Source organism: Allofournierella massiliensis, from assembly GCF_004345265.1.
In the GTDB taxonomy this organism is placed as follows: domain Bacteria; phylum Bacillota; class Clostridia; order Oscillospirales; family Ruminococcaceae; genus Allofournierella; species Allofournierella massiliensis.
Genome location: NZ_SLUM01000008.1, coordinates 53387 through 69838 on the forward strand (window position 1 = coordinate 53387; position 16452 = coordinate 69838).

The following is a 16452-nucleotide window of genomic DNA, read 5'->3' on the forward strand; positions in this document are numbered from 1 at the left end:
ATAGTATTCGATTGTGCGTTACTTAAATTCGATTACCTAATAAAAATTACTATCTATATGTAGTTTTAGCTTGCGACATTCTCATCAAGATTGTTATTGTAATCGCATCCACCTCTTTCATTCTCTCCCGATAATAGACAATAAAACAAGAAGTCAACGGTAGCTATCAGATATTTCTCTTCCATTCCGGTTGGAACTTGATTTTTTTGCAGCGAGAAATCAATGTAGTGCCATTTCTTTCGTAATCATTGAGATGTTCGCAATGGCGCACTACCTATTTCTATTTTCATTCGTAAGTATCTGTTCACCTGTACGGTTCAAGGGGGTATAAAAATGGACTGCCCCCCAGTCCACATACGAATCGGGCGGCAATTCTGCCGCCCGATTTTTGTTTCAAAGCCATCTGCAAAGGAGTAGGAATCCGCTGTCGGCAAAGTGGCAGACTGCTCCCCAGGTGTGGGATCAGAGGCATTACAGGCATCCGCAGGGGCGCTTTCCGGCTGCACTGCCGGGGATTCATCAGACGCATCATCTTCCAGCACAGGGGCGTTTTCCGGCTCGTCAGGGCAGGGTAAGTCAGAGCATAAAGTATAGAGGTTGCTGGTCTGGCCGCCGTTCTTACGCTCGTCAAACCGGGCCTGTTTGACGATATATCCCGCCTTCACCAGCTCATCCAGCGCTCGCTTTACGGTGGACACCCCATAGCCACACTTGGCGGCTATGGTCTTGATAGAGGGGAAGCACTCGCCCTCTTTGTTGCAATGCAGAACCAGGACTTGCAGCACAAGCCGTGCTCTGGGCTTCAGTTCAGAAGAAAATGCCCGCTGCATATACTCAAACTTTGCCATATTCCAATCCTCCCAATCATGTCATACTGTTACAGGCGCTTTTCTCCTGCAATATACTTCTCCACAAGCGGCCGGTAGATCTGCCCATTGACCCGTTTCGCAAACAGGTCGTGGGATGCCGCCGCAATCTGCACATTTTCCCCAAAGAGTTCCATACAGTATTCCTGAATTTCCTGCGGCACACAGATCGCTACCGGGCGCACCTCCAATGAGCCGCACTCGGACAATGCCTTGTGGAACACCGGAATCTCATAGGGCAGGACACTCCCGCACAGGAGCCGGTGATCCGCGTCACGGAAAATAGAGGTGGGCGTCTGCATCACGCCGCAATCATAGATGATAAACTGATACGCCTTATCCGGCTCGTTGGTCAGGTAGCAGTCGATCCCATCAATGGTGTAATGCTCCCCATCCGGCGCCGCCTCGTAGATGTTCAGCAGGAGTTGCAGGTGGCGGTTCTGATTGACTTCGATATACGCCACCTCCGCACCTCTGGCCGCCAACCAGGACGCCAGGTTAAAGGCTGTCACCGTCACGCCGCTCCTGCGCTGCGAACCGGCCACGGCAATACGGATATTCCGGGCGTTCCAGCGGTACGGAATAATCTCATCCGGCTCCGGGGCTTTCTCACGCCGGGTAGCTGGCTGTTCGTAGACAGGGGCCTTTACCACATACCGCTGCATCCCATCTTCGGAAAGGGCCTCTGTCAGCTCGTCCAGGGCATCCTCCATCGTTTCTCCCGTAACCAGATTCACAACGCCGATGGACAGTAGCCGCTGTACCTCGCCGTTTACATCCTCGCAGCCGGAGAGGATGACGATGATCCGGGCGGAGAACATCATCTGAAAGGATTGCAGGGCAAGGGTGAAATCATTGCCGCTTTCCTCGATACACGCTGCATCCACCACAAAGAATTTGGCGTTGGCATAATTGCGCATATCTTTGGTCACGAAACTTTTCAGGCTGAACCGGCCGACCAGCTTCTTGGCGGGCAGAGTCATATTCCGCACAGCGGGGTCGATCAGGTTGCTTTTCTGGTTACTCGTCAAGTACAACAGCATAGGATTCACCTCCCATATTTTCAGCACTGGTTTTGTCATCCGCCCCACCGGTCAGCAAGAGGACGATGCCCACCACTACGATCACGATGTAGATAAACAGTTCAATCAGCTTGTTTCGGTTATTCATATCGCACCCCTTTAGTAGATCGCCCACAGGGGACCGCCTGCTGCGGCGCCCTTTCTGGCCTCATCCAGAATGATTGATATATCCCATTCCTGTTCGCTTCGTTTTTTACTGGCGGGATCGGCCACCAGGATTTTTCCTTCAGAGGTCACTCCACGCAGCACCATAAAGTGACCGCTGGATGTGAAGTGGCCTTTTGACATGAGTGCCACAATCAATTTCCCGGATGCCAAAGCATCCACCACAGCTTGCGGGTCATCGGTGCTGATGCTTTCCCATTGAAGCCCAAAGCCCTCCGCAGCCCCCGGTATCAACGAGTGATAGGACCCGTTGCCGGAACACCAATAGCCGTTCTGATACGCCCATTCTGCCATTGTGGGGGGATCAACGGTCTGGTCTGTCAGGCTGGATACCACAATCGCCATAGAGGTCGGGCCACATCCATAACCGCCGATATTATCGGTTCCATACGGAAGATCGGCCCAACGCTCATCCAACTGATTGTAGTAGACAACTTCGGTTGCCCCATCTGTAAAGATGACGCCCTCATAGCTCTGACCACTACCGTCTATATAGTCTTTCTCATAAATGCCGAGCTGCTGGTTGTAACCATATTGCTTCTGAAAATCCTCTACCACGTTTACCTCATCACCAATCAACCATTGGGACAGCACAGAAAAGGGGCTGGTAATGAGGTACAGGATGAAGGCAATCAAAAGCAAAAGCCCTATAACCGGGGCCAGGATCATAAACAGGATTCTTTTCCGGCTCTCGGAGTCGGTAGCCGCCTGCACAGCTACCTTTGCCAGAATTTTTGCAGTCAACGGATCAACAGCCAAAAAATCACCTCCATAATCAGTCCGGTTCCATACCGGGGGCTTCCATCATCTGCTCCATTTGCAGATTGAACGCCTCCCGCCGTTTACCGGCGCTGTCGTCGATTTCAAACACCTTTTCTCCTTTGTCATTTTCCCGGACAGATACCATGTAGTCCCCGTTAGCAATGAAGCAGGCCGTAAAGAGCGCCCGAATCGCCGGGGCAGGCATCCGCGAAATCTCAAAAGGAGTAGCAGCACACTTGCTGTTCCAGGAAAAGAGGTTGCGGGCGGCATCCGCCGTAATCTTCATCCAGTCATATTCAAACTCCTCTTTCCGCATCATCTTTGTAAAGTCGATTCCCTCCGGGCAGAGGTAGCGATCCATCTTCTGAAAAAGGGTCGGATGGGAAGCCATCAGGAAAAGGGCGGCATAGTAGGAAGCATCCAAATCACTGCCCCTCCAACGTATGGCAGCCATCTTGTTGACCAGGTATTCGTATCGTTCCGCATGATTCATCTGAAAACCTCCTGTGTGGAATAAGTAAGGCGACCGGGATTGCTCCCGGCCGCCACCGAATTACCGGCCGCCAGCTTTGCCCATATAGGAAAACTTGTAAGCCGGAATCTCAAAGTTTACATGAAGCCGCTTGGACCCAATGATAAAGAGCGCGTGTCCGCGCCGCTTGCTCTCCAACAATTCCTGCTCCGCGTCCGTCAGGTTGTAGAGGTCTTTGGTTTCCTGAAGGTTTTTGCCGTCGCAGCCCATCAGGATTTTATAGCACGGAATATCCAAAAGGGCCTGCCCGTACATTTTGACCTCCGGGGCCAGGAAATCCACCACGGAATGAGAAATGATTGCCAGTCCAGCTTCATACTTTCTTGCCCGCTTCTCCACATTGCGCAGAAACACCAGGGATTGCGGGACCTGCGGGTCGATCATCAGATATGCCTCGTCACATACCAGCAGGCAACGCTCATTCCGGTCGCGGCTCATTTCCTCCCAGCACCAGCTCAACAGGTTCAGATACTGCGTGCGCTTGACATTATCCGACGCATTTTGCAGGTCGTGGGTATCCAGGCAAATAAACCGGGAATTGGCCTCCAGCGTGGTGTGGCCGTTCCACAGAAAGCTGTCGCTGCCAGCTGCGGCGTCGTACAGCAGCATTGCCAGATCACGATATACCGGATTCTCCTTGTTGGCCTCTGCTTTCTTTTCAAGCAGGGCGTGAAGGTCGGACAGAATGGGAAAATCCGTGGCCTTGAGCTGCCGAATATCCGTTTCCCAGAAGATGCCGAACTGATTGTAGAGTTCAATGATCGTCTGCTTGAGGATCGCTTTCTGCATATCCGTCAGGCTGGGCAGATACAGGGAAAATTCAATCTCCAGCGTTTTCATGTGCAGCGCCATATCAGACATACCGTTTCCTTCATCGGTATAGAGTTTGTCAGTTTCATCGTCATCGTCACGGGGCGCCGGTCTGATCTGTAAAAGGTTGGAGCGGCCGTTTTTTCCGCCGCCAGCATTGAGCCAGCTTCCGTTCAGGTTCCGGCACATATCCTTATATTCGGATTCCGGGTCGATGCACAGGATTTTCGTCCCCTTCATGTATTCCGAAAGCATGATGTGCTTCACAACGGTACTCTTGCCGATACCGGCTACACCCATAATCACGAAGCTACTATTGGTGCGGTCGTTTCCGCGCTCCCAGGTATCCAGAATCACCAGGCCGCCGTTGCTGTCTTTTGCAAAATAATAGCCCCGGCCATCGTTGTAACCGGAGCTGGCAAACGGGAATCCGCCCACAAAGGTACTCATGGGAATAATGCGGGACACAATGCTGTCCACCGTGGAGTTGGCCGGATAGGTGGGAGAAATGCTCTGGAACCCTTCCTTTTGGAGATTGGCGAGGGTGCGCACCTTGCACTTCTGGATGTTGAAGGCGCTCTCCACACGGCGGCAGACCTTTGTGAAGTTGACCTCATCCTGTGCAATCGGCATCACGGTCAGCGACATCATGGCAACCGTTTCGCCCTCTTGGTCGATCCGCTGCATGATTTTCTCGCCGTCCTCGGCGGCTTTCTCGGCGCGCTGCCGGGTCAGCGGGTCTTTGGCACTGTCAGCGGCGCCGCGCTGTTGGACAATGCTTTTGGAGATTGCGGAAATGAGCGAACCATTGTCAATGGGGGTAATCCCCACCGAAACAATAGTGCTGGGGATGTTGGTGATCTTGGAAAGCCACCCCATATCCACCTTCTGCGGATAGCGGACGGCGCCGTACACCTTACCCAGATTTTCACCGATGACCAAACTGTTTCGCTTGATTTCCAGCCCCATCGGGGTAATGACATTTAACAGCGCTTCATTGACGGGAAACGCTTCTTCTTTTTTCTTAGAACCTAACAATGATCCACCTCCAACTGTTGATTGCGGTAAGGCACCCCAATGTAGTCCAGCACAGCGCCGCACCCCAATTTATTGATGCAGTAATCATACTGTTGGGGATGCGTCACCTGCATAAGCTGAAATCGGTTCGGCTCATGCTCCAGATGAACGCCGTACATACAATACATACACCCCGATCTGGAAACACCGGTGGTTTTCAGAATCGGGGTGCCGTTCTTCTTGCGGCTTTCAACAATGTCCCCATAGATGGGGGCATAGGGAATGCCGGTCATTTTCAGATACCGCAAAATATCTTCTTCCAGCCAGAACGCAAGGGGCTGGCTGAGAGGCCGCTGGCGCTCGAAGCCGTTGCAGCCAAACTTCATCCAGGATTGCTCCCGCAGTTTGCTTTCGCAGGCCAGGATGCCCGTAATCGGGTGTCGTCCTGACTGCCTTTCAAATTTGTTCAATGGCGCTTTTTTCATGTGGTAACAACACCTTGCCGAAATCTTGAAGGGAGCGTCCAGAAGATATTTGTAATTCTCGCAGTTGTAGATCGACTTCTTTCCGTTCTTGTCCAGCAGTTCTCCATTGAGTCGTGCCAGGCGGTAAGGTTGTCCCTTTCTTGCGCCGTTGATAACATCCGAAACCTCTTTGGAGATGATCGGATAGCCGTATTTCTCAATAATCTGAGTGAACGGATAGCGCGGGCGAAGCCAAATAACATTGTCCTTCGTTTTTACGAAATCGCGCAGTTCGGGGTATTCCAACCCCGTGTCAACATACACAGCAGGAATATCAGGGTAGACCCGCCGTGCCAGATCAAGCAGCACGGTGGAGTCTTTACCGCCCGAAAAGCTGATAAAGACCTGCCCATCGTACCGCATATACCATTCCATGATTCTCGTCTGCGTAACTCTGATTTTTCTTTCGAGGCTCCAACCCTGCATAATTTTCAAATCCTGCCGGGTGTGCTTCATACTTAGACAACACCTACACTTTCCAAAATCGGGATCGCAGCATTGATGCCGGAATCCTCCAAATGCACATAGGCGGGGTTGTTGACCAGGTTGCACAGCCGGACAATATCCTGCTGTTGCAGAATCTCGGTCTGAATGCCGCTGTCCGAAAAATATCCGCCGAGCAGTTTGAGCTTCTGAAGCAGATCGCGCTCAACGCCATCGCTTATCCTATCCCAAATCTTGATGTAGAATTGCCGTTCCACAACCTCGCCGGAAAGAGCAAAGGCCCCCATTTCCACGATTTCCTGCTTCAGCAGTTCCTTTTGCTTCACATCGGAAGAAGAAGTGAGTGTGGCAGACAGCTCCGACAACAGCGGAGAAATATCTACCGGTCGGGATACGGCAAGAAGCTGAAACGGGTACTGTGCGCTGGACAGGCTTACCGTAAGCTGCTTGGCAATCAGCCGCTTTTCGTTTTTGCTGAACAGTTCTGTGCTGATCGGGTAGATCTTCAGATACGCCAGAGCCAGATTGTCACGGGTATAGAGGAAGTTCCCCCGAATATCTTTCACATTCACAAACTCATTGGCGGTGATCTGGGCCAGTTCTTCCTTGTCCTTGTTCTTCGATTTTTTGTGTTTGGCCGACAACTTCAGAAAAATCAGCGTCCCACCGCCCAGCAGCGCACAGACGCAGATCATAATAATCGGCAAAAGCAATTTATCGACCTCGCTTTCTTTGCCATAAAAATAGGCCCTGCTTTTCAGCAGAGCCGTGTCTTATAGTTCCAAATCTTCTTCATCTTCGCTTTCTTCACCGTACCCAAAATCCAACTCGTCCGATTCAAAAGAAAAGCTGTGGTCTGAGATGCAGTCCAGGGCATCGCTGGCGTCCAGCTCGTCAAAATGCTCTCGGAAGAAAGCCAAATCCTCCTCGTCAGCCTGCACGGTTTCGCCATTTCCATAGAGATAGGTCTGAATTTTCGCTTCGATGGTATCTCCCAGGGGCCATTCGGCAAGAACCTCGGAGATTTCATCGCAGTCCAGCAGTTCATCCAGCCCATCAGGGCTACCGGGGACAAAATGCTCTGTCATCAGAGAGTGGGGGGCATCCAGAGTCACCACCGAAAACATTTTGCTCATCGGCCTGCCTCCATATCCTCTCCGGCTCCGGTGTCCATGTCCCATCCCTTGCCGAACATGAGGTTCATAAACTCTTTCAAGTCGGCGGCGGACCGTACTTCAAAGGATACCGCTGCGGGGACCGGCTGCGGAAAATACTCCTGATACATGGCAATCTGTTCATCGGTCAAAGAAACGCCCCGTCCTTCCGGGGTATCGCCATAGAGGAAAAAAGTTCCGTGAAGGGTATCCGGCCCGTACTGTCGGTTCTCCGGCAGACCTGTCAGTTTCCCGGACGCATTGCAGCAGAGAACCGTTTCACAGGGCAGAGGAATACACTCAATATCCCCGCCCACAAGTTCCTGCCGGTGTTCCAGAGAATCCTCCAGCATGGTCGTATAAGGCGCCCGTCCAGGTTCAAACACCATAATCCGAATCGTTCTGTTGTCGTTCATATCCATTCTCCTTTTTCTTACGGATTGCCCGGTGCGATATGCCAATCATCATAGAGGGAGCCGCTGATCGTTACATCATCGGTGAGATTCATGGCGAGCATCCCCGCAGGCGTCCAAATATCCATCACATGGGTATTGACGGTGTAGCTTCCGTCCGGGAACCAAACCGGCGAAAAATGCACCCGCTGGTTATAGGTGCTGTAAATGTTTTTGGCAAACTGGAACCGCGCCGTTGTTCCGCTGGTGAGCCGCTCCAACAGCCGCCAGTAGGTTCCATAGCCAAACTCCGGGAAGTAGGATACGGCTGTCTGCCCGTAGGTATAGTGCGACAGCGGGGCAGAGGTGCTGACGGTTGCCGTTACAGTGTTTGTTACGCCATAGCCTGATTTCATCAAATCGCCCGAAGCGGTGGGAACCTTTTCGTCCGGCTCAATTCGGGTAGTAGCTGTCATACTGGCCGAGTAATTGTTCCTAAAGAAATCATACCACCCTTCATCGCGCCAGAATCCCCGACCGTTTTTTCGGCTGTGCCAAACCCAATGTGGATGCCATTTGGCCCACCAGACACTCCAAGCGGCATAGGTCTTGGTTTCTCGGCTGGGAACGCTGCTGGCCAACCAGCTTCCCATTGTATCGGTGGCTTTCGGGTCGGGCGGGTCGTTGCCGGAGAGATCTACCACCTTTGCCCGAATGGTGCTTTGGCTCAATGAGCCTTTGTTCGTGCTGACATAGATGGTAATGTCCTGTGGCTTTGATGGTGTATGCCACTTTACCCAGGCAATCTGACTATCTCCCGATGGAATCACAATATTGTTCATCCGGTAGGTGCTACCGTTGATACTAAAGGATACCGTAGCTGGGCTATCTGGATTGATTTCTGAACCAGTATAGAGCGTTATAGGTGTAATAACATCCGTATCCACACGATACTCGTAGTCATAGTCCGTTGGCTCCGGCTGTTCGGGTGGTTCAGTGAACCATACGATACCCATACCCAGGTAGGTGATAATGGTATCGTTGGCGCATTTCTGGTCGGTTGCACCTGTATAGGCTGGGAATCCCATGTCCGCATATTCTAGGAACATAGCCAGTGGCAGGTTTTTATGGGTCAAACTTCCCATCGTTTTCCGCAGATTACCACTGCTTTGGTTATCGTAGAGCGCGGCTTCATGGGCAGTCATCGCCATCATAATACCGTTGTGCTTGAAATAGGCGATTGGCTCCAGAAACAGCTTATACTGTCCGCCAATCAGTTCCTCGTATATGATTCCGGTCTGCTGCGCCACCAATTTTACTGCATACTCGGAGCAGAAGTATTTCTTGATTGCTTCAATATTGGCGCTATAACTGCCGGTGCTTATGATACGAGGCAACGCAATATCCGGCTTCTTACAGGTATAGCCACTTGTGCTTGGTGAAATGCTGGCGCCGTTGGCATACTGAATTTTACTGACCTTACCAAAGTGAATCTTGATGGATGGTGTATTGCTGGACAGGTCAAATGGTGTAGACACCGGTTGGCCGGACTCCGCATCTACGACGGTAATCCGCACACCCTCCATACCAGGAGTCCAGGAGTTCTGCGAAGTTCCTTGCCCCATACCGCCGCCACCGCCATCCACGTTTCCGCTGCCTCCGGTATCTGCCAGGGCGCTCATAGGGCAGATACCCAGCAGCAGCACAACTGTGAGCAACATTACAAATATCCGCTTCAAAAACGCACCTCCAATCAAATTAGTTGAGGACAAAAAAAGAGTACGGTATCGCTACCGTACTCTCTGGGGTTGTTATCAGCCCATGTTGCCGACCTGTTTGTTTATATCTCCATCGGAATGAACATTCTCCTGCACAGTGCCGCCGCCCTCATCGGTGATCCAGCCAAAGCCCTCCAGATAGATGGAACCGCCCTGTGTGTCGCCGGTCTGGGGCTGGTTGCTGTCCGGCTCATGTACAATCGGCTCATCCTTTTCGCTGGCCGCCTGCTGTTCCTCTTGAGAAGGCGCCGGGGGCGGAGTGGTTTCGGGTTTCTTTTCGCTGTCGGTCAGGTTGACATCCACCTGATCTTCTTCCTCCACATTCAAAACGGCGTCTGTCTGGTTCTGGCTGTCAGTGGCTTCGGGCTTCGAGGCATCCGGCACCACCACCAGCGGTTCACTGGAGCTGCCGTCTGGGGTATTGCTGCTATCCACATCCTCGGTAGATACATCCGAGGGGGTGGATGCCGGATCAACGGTCGTGGTTTGCCCACCCTTGCCCAGCAGCACTGCGGCGATCACAATTACCACAACAGCGGCTACACCGAGAGCGGCCAGCAGCTTTTTGTTTTTAGAACTCATTTGCAAACCTCCTTGTACGGTAAATTTATATCAAAACAGCGGTAATATTTTCCGCCATCATTATACCATTTGCACAAATATGGCGTCCAGGTGTGATTCCTGCCAAATATTTTTTTGCGCTATGGAAAAGAGACAGGGCGAAATACACAAAATTAAAACCTGGGAACATATTTGGCGTTGAGTTTCATGGTGATCTGCATGGGCGGCAGATGCCCAAACCCAAAGGAAAGCGGCACATCAACAGTGATTGTTCCTGTGACATTGAGCTGCGTAATGCCATCCGGCACAGACGGCGCCAGTGGAGCGTTTTCCACTTCCAGGTGCAGGTCGTACAGTCGATACTCCAAATCCTCGCCGCTGTACTTTACATACTGTCCGTCCTTGTATTCAACGCCCAAAACATTTTGCAGGCGGGCATACACATTGCCGCTGGTAACATTCTGCGACCAGGACGAACCGGCAAGCTGGTAGCCACCAGAGTACCCCTCCCGTAAACCGGCATAGGCTTCATCCCAGTTCTCGGTAGCCACATCCACAATGGCGGACTGGACAGAATCGCGCACCCCCTGTGCAACAATCATCAGCCGCATATACTCAAAGGTCACACAGGCCAGAATCAGGCAGCAGAGGACAACCGCCAAAATCATCGGTACACCTTGACCGGATTTGCTTTTCAGGACTTCTCGAATCTTTTTCACTTCCAATACACCTCCGAAGTCCCGCTGGCCTTTGCTGTCAGAGTCACAGGAAAAGATGCAAACTCACCGAACAGTCCGATGTTGACGGTGGTTGTGAGGGTCACTTCCACCTCGTTGCCAAGCTGAATTTTCCCGGTGTCACTCCATGAGATATTGGGGTCGAGTCCGGTTTGCTCCCGTAAATCCGCCGCTTTTGCGCTGGTAGCAGAGCCAACCTGCCCATTGATTTCCGCTGTCCGAACCAATTCGTCCGCAAAAACATCAAGGTTCTGCTTTGCCACAAACACCGGCGCAATGCGAACCACCAAAGCCAGAACCATTGCAATCGCCAGGACCAGGACACACACATCCACAAAGCCCTCGCCCCGTTTGTCCTTCAGAAGTCGTTTCACGGTTTCACCACCTCCTTTAGAACAGATCGCCAAAGGCTTCCAACACCACATAGCCCAGGACACCCAGATACATCAGCAGGAAACAGCCCAGCAGCATGAAGGAATACTTACGCATTTTCCCCGGCTGCTTCATGGCCTCCAGTTTCAGTTTTTGAAGTTCCAACTGCTTGAAGGTCATAGAAAGCATCTGGAAATACATAATTCCGTTATCGCCGCGCTTGACCGAGATTAAGCCGCGCACCACATCGGACAGCATGGTACTTCCAATCCGGCTCTCCATTCGGGTAAGTGCGTTTTCCTCGTTGCCGGATGCCATATCTGCAATCGTGATTTCCAGTTCCCGCTTCATGGCATGACCGGCATTTCTCTGGTAGGATTTCAGGATGTTCAGCACATCACGAGATGCGCGTAGTTCCTGTTCAATGGTGTTTACAAATCTGGGCAGCTCGGCCTCGATTTCTTCCCGGCGCTGCTGAACGATCTCGTCCGCTCGTTTCTGCTCTTTGAAGTAAACTGCCACCGCCAGAAACACAATGACCGGCGCAAGGATCGGGAAAATCAGAAGGGCCGGGATAATCAGCAGAGCAATCAGCCCAGCCTTTACCCAAGCCGCCGCAATATAGGTTTCCGGGGACATTTTAATTTCAGCGGATTTTAACTGCGCCTCCAGTTTCTTCCGCTTATAGCTATCCAGATGTACCAGCGGAGAGAGCCGTGCCGCCATATCGAACAGGATAGCGTTGATGCTGCCTTTCTGTGACTTTCCACGGCTCGTTACGGTCAGAACCGCCTTAGTGCTTGCGGAAGTCGGCAGCCGGAGCAACCCGGCCAATAAAAAGAACGCTCCCAGGCCAAAGAGCGTCCCAAAGCATAGTAAAATGAGATACAAAACTCGCGTCACCTCAATTCTTTGTAATAGAGCCGTTTGGGGCCGGTGTTGCGGCTGTCGGTTCTGGGGCGCCCCGGCACATTCCAGTTCCCGCCGCCTCGCAGTCCCGGCGCACATTGCCAGCCGGAAGCCCGCAGGCTGGCTCCGTTTTCGCTTGCCAGGGTGTAGGTGATGATTTTCTGATAGCCCATCAGTTTTGCAATCCGGGCGCACCGGCTGTAAAGAAAGCTGCACCCATTGGCAATGCCATCGGTGCAAAGCCGGGTCACTTCCGCTGTTTTGCCATCATCCAGTCGGCGTGCAACGGGGCGCCCCACAATCGCAACTCCATGAACGGCCTCCAAATCATCTACGACAGCCACACAGAATTTACAGCCGCGCACCTGACCACTGTGCCGGTGATGCGCCAGAACAAACGCATTGGCGTCCCGCAGGGAGATCGGTAGCACTCTCGATGGTAACACCTCCTGACGGGATCAACGCTTGTATTCGACGGGCTTGGTGAGCCGGATCACCGCCGCAAACGAGATCAGGAGCACCAGCAGACACACCGCCAGAATTCCTTTGCCAAAGCCCGTATTCACAAGCACATCGTACCAGTCTTTATTCAGAAAGTATAACAATGGGATGTTGCCAATGAGCAGGAACGCCATTGTGATAAATTCCTTGAAAGGCTCATAAAGCAGGTAGTCCAGTTCCGCCGCAACAATCCGCATATCCGAGAGTTTACCGATGATCGGGGTGAGCGTGCTTTTTAGACTCTTATCGTCCTGACAGGCGATAGCTGCGTCCACCCATTCCCGAAACACATAGTTGTCCAGCTTGGGCTTCATGTTGGAGAGTGCCTGTTTCACATCGGCACTTATCATATTGGTTTCGGCCAAAAAGCCCCGGAACACATCTGCCACAGGCGGGTTCAGGTAATGGATGTTTTCTTCCACAGCGGTTATCATGCTCTCGCTGCGCAGATAGGAACTTGTGATGATGGACAGCCCGGTTTCGATCTCGTTGTTCATCAACTTTTTATAGCTGTGAGAGGTAAACAGGACATACCAAAACGGGAGCAATCCCATTCCGGCGGTCAAAACTGGCAGCATAAAGTAGTTCTGAATCACAATGCAGATCACAGCTCCCATTGCCGCCAAAAACAGCGAGAAAGCACAGACAGCAGCAAACTTCCCACCCTTTCCGGTGAGAATCAACATCTCCCGTGCTTCCTGCACGGTTTTACGGATGCCCTTCGGCTCTTTGGGGTGGTTGACCTGCTGGATTCGTTTGGAAATCGGCTGTCGCCGCCCGGAAAGCGGTTTGGTCAGTTCCTCCGCAAAGGTAAAGGGCGTCATGCCCAGAATCAAGAAGATGCCCGTCATCATACCGGCAAAGGCCAGCAAAATCAATACAATCATGCAGTTTCCTCCTTTCCAGTATCCGGTTTTACACCGCCTCCAGCGATACGCTCCAGCAGGCGGGGCGGCATACCGTTTTCCAAAAGCCGCTTTTGCAGGCTGGCCGAGATCGAGGATACCTTTTGAAACTCACCATGCACCTTTACCTTGCCATCTTCGATAGAGGTTTCCGACACATGATAGCGGTACAGGGTGTGAAGCTGCCTGGTGCCATCCTCCAGAATCTCACATTCGGTAATTTCCATGACACGGCGGCTGTTGTCCTCCAGCTTCTTCACAAACAGAACGATAGGAAACGCCTCTGTCACCAGGTTATACAGGGTTTTGTCGCCCATGTCATATTTCTGGGTACACAGCGTCACCATACGGTAATAGGTTGCTTTGCAGCTATTGGCATGGGTGGTAGTGATAACCGCATGGCCGGTACGGGCTGCCTCCTGTGCGGCGAAAGCCTCGGCTGATTTCATCTCACCGACACACACAATGTCCGGGTTACAGGTCAGGGCAAATTCCAAAAGGCGCTCTTGATCGTAGTTCTGCTTGGGATCGTCAGAAAAACGGGTAACGGTATGGACCACATTGTTGATGACATTTCCTTCAGCGTCCTCTTTCACAAGGTCAAATTCGCGGCACCCGTTTTCAATGGTGAAGATTCTCTTTTCATTGGGAATGGTAGAGAGAATCCAGCTCATCAGTGTGGTTTTTCCGCTGCCGGTGGAGCCGGTCACGCAGATGGACAAACCGAACCGGAGAACTTCGGTCAAAAAGTCCAGCATCTCGGCGGTAGCCGTCCCATAGCTGATAAAATCATCCCGGCTCAACTTCTTAGGATTCACGATACGAATGGATGCAGCCACACCTTTTTCTTTGTCCGTAAGCGGATTTCCCAGAACCGTGATACGGATTTTATTGGAGAGATGGCCCACCACTCCAGGCTGACTGTTATCCAAGATCATGCCGGACTTATGAAGGAGTCTGCGGATTACATCGACAGCGTGCTGTGGGGTCTGGAACCGATCTTTGGTGGGAACCACACGCCCGTCTGCATAAGTGATTTTCACATCTTTCCACGAATTGATGTTAATTTCCTCCACATCATTTGCGAAAAGATAGGGCGTCAAGAAGGAGAACTCGGCCATTTCCGTATAGAGTTTGTCGATCAGTTCCTCATGGCTCATACCCTCAACGCCCAGACTGTAATCGTTGAGATACTTTGCGATGTATGCGGTGATCTGCTGGTGCTGCTCCTCCGGGTTATCGGTAATCAGGGTCGAATACTTGCTGGCGAGATATTCCTGAATCTCTGCCAGCACTTCGGGAAATGTCCGCTTGTTCCTGCTGGTATTGAAGAACAGGTCAATATTACTTGCCATCTCCGAACACCTCCCCGGCAATAGCGGCAATGACCGGCTCATAGGTCTTGGCCTCTTTACCGGAAAGCGGTTCCAGCAGTTTCAGCGTCGCCGCCTGTTCCTCCAACGAAGGAAGATACGGCAGCCGGTATTTCACACCGCCAAAGGAGTTCTCGTATTCGCTGCCACCCTGATAAGGGCGCGTGTTGGACAGCACCTTGATGTGCTGTTCCGGTTTGAACTTTCTGTCAGCAACCAGCGACAGATAGGACGAGAAGTAGGAGATGGCCTTCAGGTCACAGCTGCACACCCGCAGCACATCATCCGCCACCTCCAGTGCGGTGGTCGCCAGCACATTGCCGGTCAAAAGGCTGGTGCAGTCCACAATCACATAGTCTGCGATGTGCCGCAGCAGAACCAGCATATCCACCGCCTTTTCCTTGCTGTACTCCGCATGGGTAAAGTCATTTTCACCGGCCTTGTAGCCCAGAAAGCTGATATAGGGATTTTTCTCACAGGGAACACAGGTCTTGAGAACCTGTTCCTGCGTCATTCCGGGAGCCGCCAGCAGTTCGCCTACGGACACATCCGGCAGTTTCTTCTCGCTGACCACAGCCGGAAGCGTGGGCGCCGTCACATCGGTAAACACCAGCACCACATTTTTCTTCCGCTTGGACAATTCCAGGGCCAGTTTGACCGCAGTTACGGTTTTCCCGCCCCCAGGGCTGCCCCACACAGCAAGCATCTGTTTCTGCTTATTCGCCATCGGTATTCTCAACCTCCTGTTCCTCTGCAGGTTTATTGCCGGCCACATTGTTATCATTGGATACCTCACCCTGTTTGCCATCCTGAACTGCGGTATCTTCCTCCGGCGCCACAAAGAACTGATCCTGAGCTGCCAGGAACTTCACGGCGTTCTCACGGGTTCCACGGTACACAAACGCCAGGTGCAGACTGTTGGATTCCTCCAAGTGTGCAAGGAGCTGTGCCTGCTCGGTGTTTACCAGCAAAGTAATGGTGGATGGAAGAGTTTCTTCCGGTTTTTCTTCCTTTTTATTCTGGGGTGCCTGATATTCCTTGTCGACGCCGGAACTCTGGGTTACAGCTAGGACCTCTACATACTTAAGTTCCGGGGGCTGGGTGGTTTCTCCGGTGTCTTTATCGGTTGCAAAGAGCATGATGATGTCGCCCGCTTCCACCTTGCCGGAACCACCTTTGGCAAAGGTGGGAATGGTAACGGAGATCGCCACTTTGGAACCGTCCAGTTTGGTCAGGTATTCGTACTGAGTCAGCGGTTCGGAAAAAAGCCAGCCGGTGTTTACATCCGTGTTTTTGCGAAGTTCTACATCGGTATATCGACCTACTACCTCGTCAAGCGATGTGGCAATGGCGTCAGACATACCAGACGCGCCTCTGGTGTAGACCTCGACCATATCCGCTGTGATATAGGTGCCACGGGGAATCACCCCGACTTTCACCCGTACCGCTTCGGTCTGGGCCTTCAAACCCGCATTGAAAAGGGGCGTGATGCCAAAGCAAACCAGGACGGCGAGCAGGATACAAACCGCACCGATGATAGTCCGGTTCCTGAAAATATTCTTGTTCAA

20 protein-coding genes are annotated in these 16452 nt (G+C 52.1%); all 20 read right to left on the reverse strand.

Annotated elements, in window-relative coordinates; translation table 11 throughout:
* Window positions 1–317: 317 nt before the first annotated feature.
* The 20 genes from EDD77_RS06030 to cpaB all read right to left on the reverse strand — a co-directional run bounded on the left by EDD77_RS06030 (window position 318) and on the right by cpaB (window position 16452).
* Window positions 318–848, reverse strand: coding sequence for a helix-turn-helix domain-containing protein (locus tag EDD77_RS06030; protein WP_058963954.1), 531 nt, complete (start codon window positions 846–848; stop codon window positions 318–320).
* Window positions 849–877: 29 nt separating this feature from the next.
* The gene (locus EDD77_RS06035; RefSeq protein WP_058963955.1) at window positions 878–1909 is read right to left on the reverse strand and encodes a hypothetical protein; all 1032 of its coding nucleotides are present in this window, start codon (window positions 1907–1909) and stop codon (window positions 878–880) included.
* Window positions 1887–2036, reverse strand: coding sequence for a hypothetical protein (locus EDD77_RS18010; protein WP_006354152.1), 150 nt, complete (start codon window positions 2034–2036; stop codon window positions 1887–1889). Before EDD77_RS18010 ends, EDD77_RS06035 begins: the two co-directional genes overlap by 23 nt.
* Window positions 2037–2047: 11 nt before the next feature.
* Complete coding sequence (locus EDD77_RS06040) at window positions 2048–2872, reverse strand: C39 family peptidase (protein ID WP_058963956.1); 825 nt, start codon at window positions 2870–2872, stop codon at window positions 2048–2050.
* 16 nt (window positions 2873–2888) lie between these two features.
* The gene (locus EDD77_RS06045; RefSeq protein WP_058963957.1) at window positions 2889–3368 is read right to left on the reverse strand and encodes a hypothetical protein; all 480 of its coding nucleotides are present in this window, start codon (window positions 3366–3368) and stop codon (window positions 2889–2891) included.
* 60 nt (window positions 3369–3428) lie between these two features.
* Entirely contained in the window at window positions 3429–5255 is a 1827-nt protein-coding gene (locus EDD77_RS06050) for a VirB4 family type IV secretion system protein (protein WP_025543800.1), read from the reverse strand.
* Window positions 5249–6214 carry a phosphoadenosine phosphosulfate reductase family protein gene (locus EDD77_RS06055; RefSeq protein WP_058963958.1) on the reverse strand — a complete coding sequence of 322 codons (966 nt, stop codon included), beginning with the start codon at window positions 6212–6214 and terminating at the stop codon, window positions 5249–5251. The genes EDD77_RS06050 and EDD77_RS06055 overlap by 7 nt, the downstream gene beginning before the upstream one ends.
* A 2-nt stretch (window positions 6215–6216) precedes the next feature.
* A complete protein-coding gene (locus EDD77_RS06060; RefSeq protein ID WP_341439601.1) occupies window positions 6217–6915 on the reverse strand; it encodes a hypothetical protein in 699 nt (232 codons plus the stop codon).
* Window positions 6916–6975: 60 nt separating this feature from the next.
* On the reverse strand, window positions 6976–7338 hold the full coding sequence (locus tag EDD77_RS06065) for a hypothetical protein (RefSeq protein WP_058963960.1): 363 nt from the start codon (window positions 7336–7338) through the stop codon (window positions 6976–6978).
* Entirely contained in the window at window positions 7335–7772 is a 438-nt protein-coding gene (locus EDD77_RS06070) for a DUF3846 domain-containing protein (protein ID WP_242868347.1), read from the reverse strand. The genes EDD77_RS06065 and EDD77_RS06070 overlap by 4 nt, the downstream gene beginning before the upstream one ends.
* A gap of 17 nt (window positions 7773–7789) precedes the next feature.
* Window positions 7790–9469 carry a hypothetical protein gene (locus EDD77_RS06075; protein WP_242868364.1) on the reverse strand — a complete coding sequence of 560 codons (1680 nt, stop codon included), beginning with the start codon at window positions 9467–9469 and terminating at the stop codon, window positions 7790–7792.
* Between the two features lie 93 nt (window positions 9470–9562).
* Window positions 9563–10108 (reverse strand): DUF6550 family protein, encoded by a 546-nt coding sequence (locus EDD77_RS06080; RefSeq protein ID WP_058963963.1) that lies wholly within the window; start codon window positions 10106–10108, stop codon window positions 9563–9565.
* 152 nt (window positions 10109–10260) lie between these two features.
* A complete protein-coding gene (locus tag EDD77_RS06085; RefSeq protein ID WP_006354141.1) occupies window positions 10261–10806 on the reverse strand; it encodes a hypothetical protein in 546 nt (181 codons plus the stop codon).
* The gene (locus EDD77_RS06090; RefSeq protein WP_006354140.1) at window positions 10803–11198 is read right to left on the reverse strand and encodes a DUF4320 family protein; all 396 of its coding nucleotides are present in this window, start codon (window positions 11196–11198) and stop codon (window positions 10803–10805) included. The genes EDD77_RS06085 and EDD77_RS06090 overlap by 4 nt, the downstream gene beginning before the upstream one ends.
* A 16-nt stretch (window positions 11199–11214) precedes the next feature.
* Window positions 11215–12087, reverse strand: a complete 873-nt coding sequence (locus EDD77_RS06095; protein ID WP_058963964.1) for a type II secretion system F family protein — start codon at window positions 12085–12087, stop codon at window positions 11215–11217.
* 8 nt (window positions 12088–12095) lie between these two features.
* Window positions 12096–12536, reverse strand: coding sequence for an XF1762 family protein (locus tag EDD77_RS06100; RefSeq protein ID WP_058963965.1), 441 nt, complete (start codon window positions 12534–12536; stop codon window positions 12096–12098).
* Between the two features lie 27 nt (window positions 12537–12563).
* On the reverse strand, window positions 12564–13493 hold the full coding sequence (locus EDD77_RS06105; protein WP_058963966.1) for a type II secretion system F family protein: 930 nt from the start codon (window positions 13491–13493) through the stop codon (window positions 12564–12566).
* Entirely contained in the window at window positions 13490–14866 is a 1377-nt protein-coding gene (locus EDD77_RS06110) for a CpaF/VirB11 family protein (RefSeq protein ID WP_132587343.1), read from the reverse strand. Before EDD77_RS06110 ends, EDD77_RS06105 begins: the two co-directional genes overlap by 4 nt.
* Complete coding sequence (locus EDD77_RS06115) at window positions 14856–15611, reverse strand: AAA family ATPase (RefSeq protein ID WP_058963968.1); 756 nt, start codon at window positions 15609–15611, stop codon at window positions 14856–14858. The genes EDD77_RS06110 and EDD77_RS06115 overlap by 11 nt, the downstream gene beginning before the upstream one ends.
* Window positions 15601–16452, reverse strand: coding sequence for a Flp pilus assembly protein CpaB (gene cpaB, locus EDD77_RS06120; protein ID WP_058963969.1), 852 nt, complete (start codon window positions 16450–16452; stop codon window positions 15601–15603). The genes EDD77_RS06115 and cpaB overlap by 11 nt, the downstream gene beginning before the upstream one ends.

Excerpts from the sequence above, each read along its gene's own strand:
- EDD77_RS06110 (WP_132587343.1), bottom strand. The coding sequence starts at position 14,866 with ATGGCAAGTAATATTGACCTGTTCTTCAATACCAGCAGGAACAAGCGG.
- EDD77_RS06065 (WP_058963960.1), bottom strand. The coding sequence starts at position 7,338 with ATGAGCAAAATGTTTTCGGTGGTGACTCTGGATGCCCCCCACTCTCTG.
- EDD77_RS18010 (WP_006354152.1), bottom strand. The coding sequence starts at position 2,036 with ATGAATAACCGAAACAAGCTGATTGAACTGTTTATCTACATCGTGATC.
- EDD77_RS06030 (WP_058963954.1), bottom strand. The coding sequence starts at position 848 with ATGGCAAAGTTTGAGTATATGCAGCGGGCATTTTCTTCTGAACTGAAG.
- EDD77_RS06070 (WP_242868347.1), bottom strand. The coding sequence starts at position 7,772 with ATGAACGACAACAGAACGATTCGGATTATGGTGTTTGAACCTGGACGG.
- EDD77_RS06035 (WP_058963955.1), bottom strand. The coding sequence starts at position 1,909 with ATGCTGTTGTACTTGACGAGTAACCAGAAAAGCAACCTGATCGACCCC.
- EDD77_RS06045 (WP_058963957.1), bottom strand. The coding sequence starts at position 3,368 with ATGAATCATGCGGAACGATACGAATACCTGGTCAACAAGATGGCTGCC.
- EDD77_RS06075 (WP_242868364.1), bottom strand. The coding sequence starts at position 9,469 with ATGTTGCTCACAGTTGTGCTGCTGCTGGGTATCTGCCCTATGAGCGCC.
- EDD77_RS06115 (WP_058963968.1), bottom strand. The coding sequence starts at position 15,611 with ATGGCGAATAAGCAGAAACAGATGCTTGCTGTGTGGGGCAGCCCTGGG.
- EDD77_RS06105 (WP_058963966.1), bottom strand. The coding sequence starts at position 13,493 with ATGATTGTATTGATTTTGCTGGCCTTTGCCGGTATGATGACGGGCATC.
- EDD77_RS06055 (WP_058963958.1), bottom strand. The coding sequence starts at position 6,214 with ATGAAGCACACCCGGCAGGATTTGAAAATTATGCAGGGTTGGAGCCTC.
- EDD77_RS06080 (WP_058963963.1), bottom strand. The coding sequence starts at position 10,108 with ATGAGTTCTAAAAACAAAAAGCTGCTGGCCGCTCTCGGTGTAGCCGCT.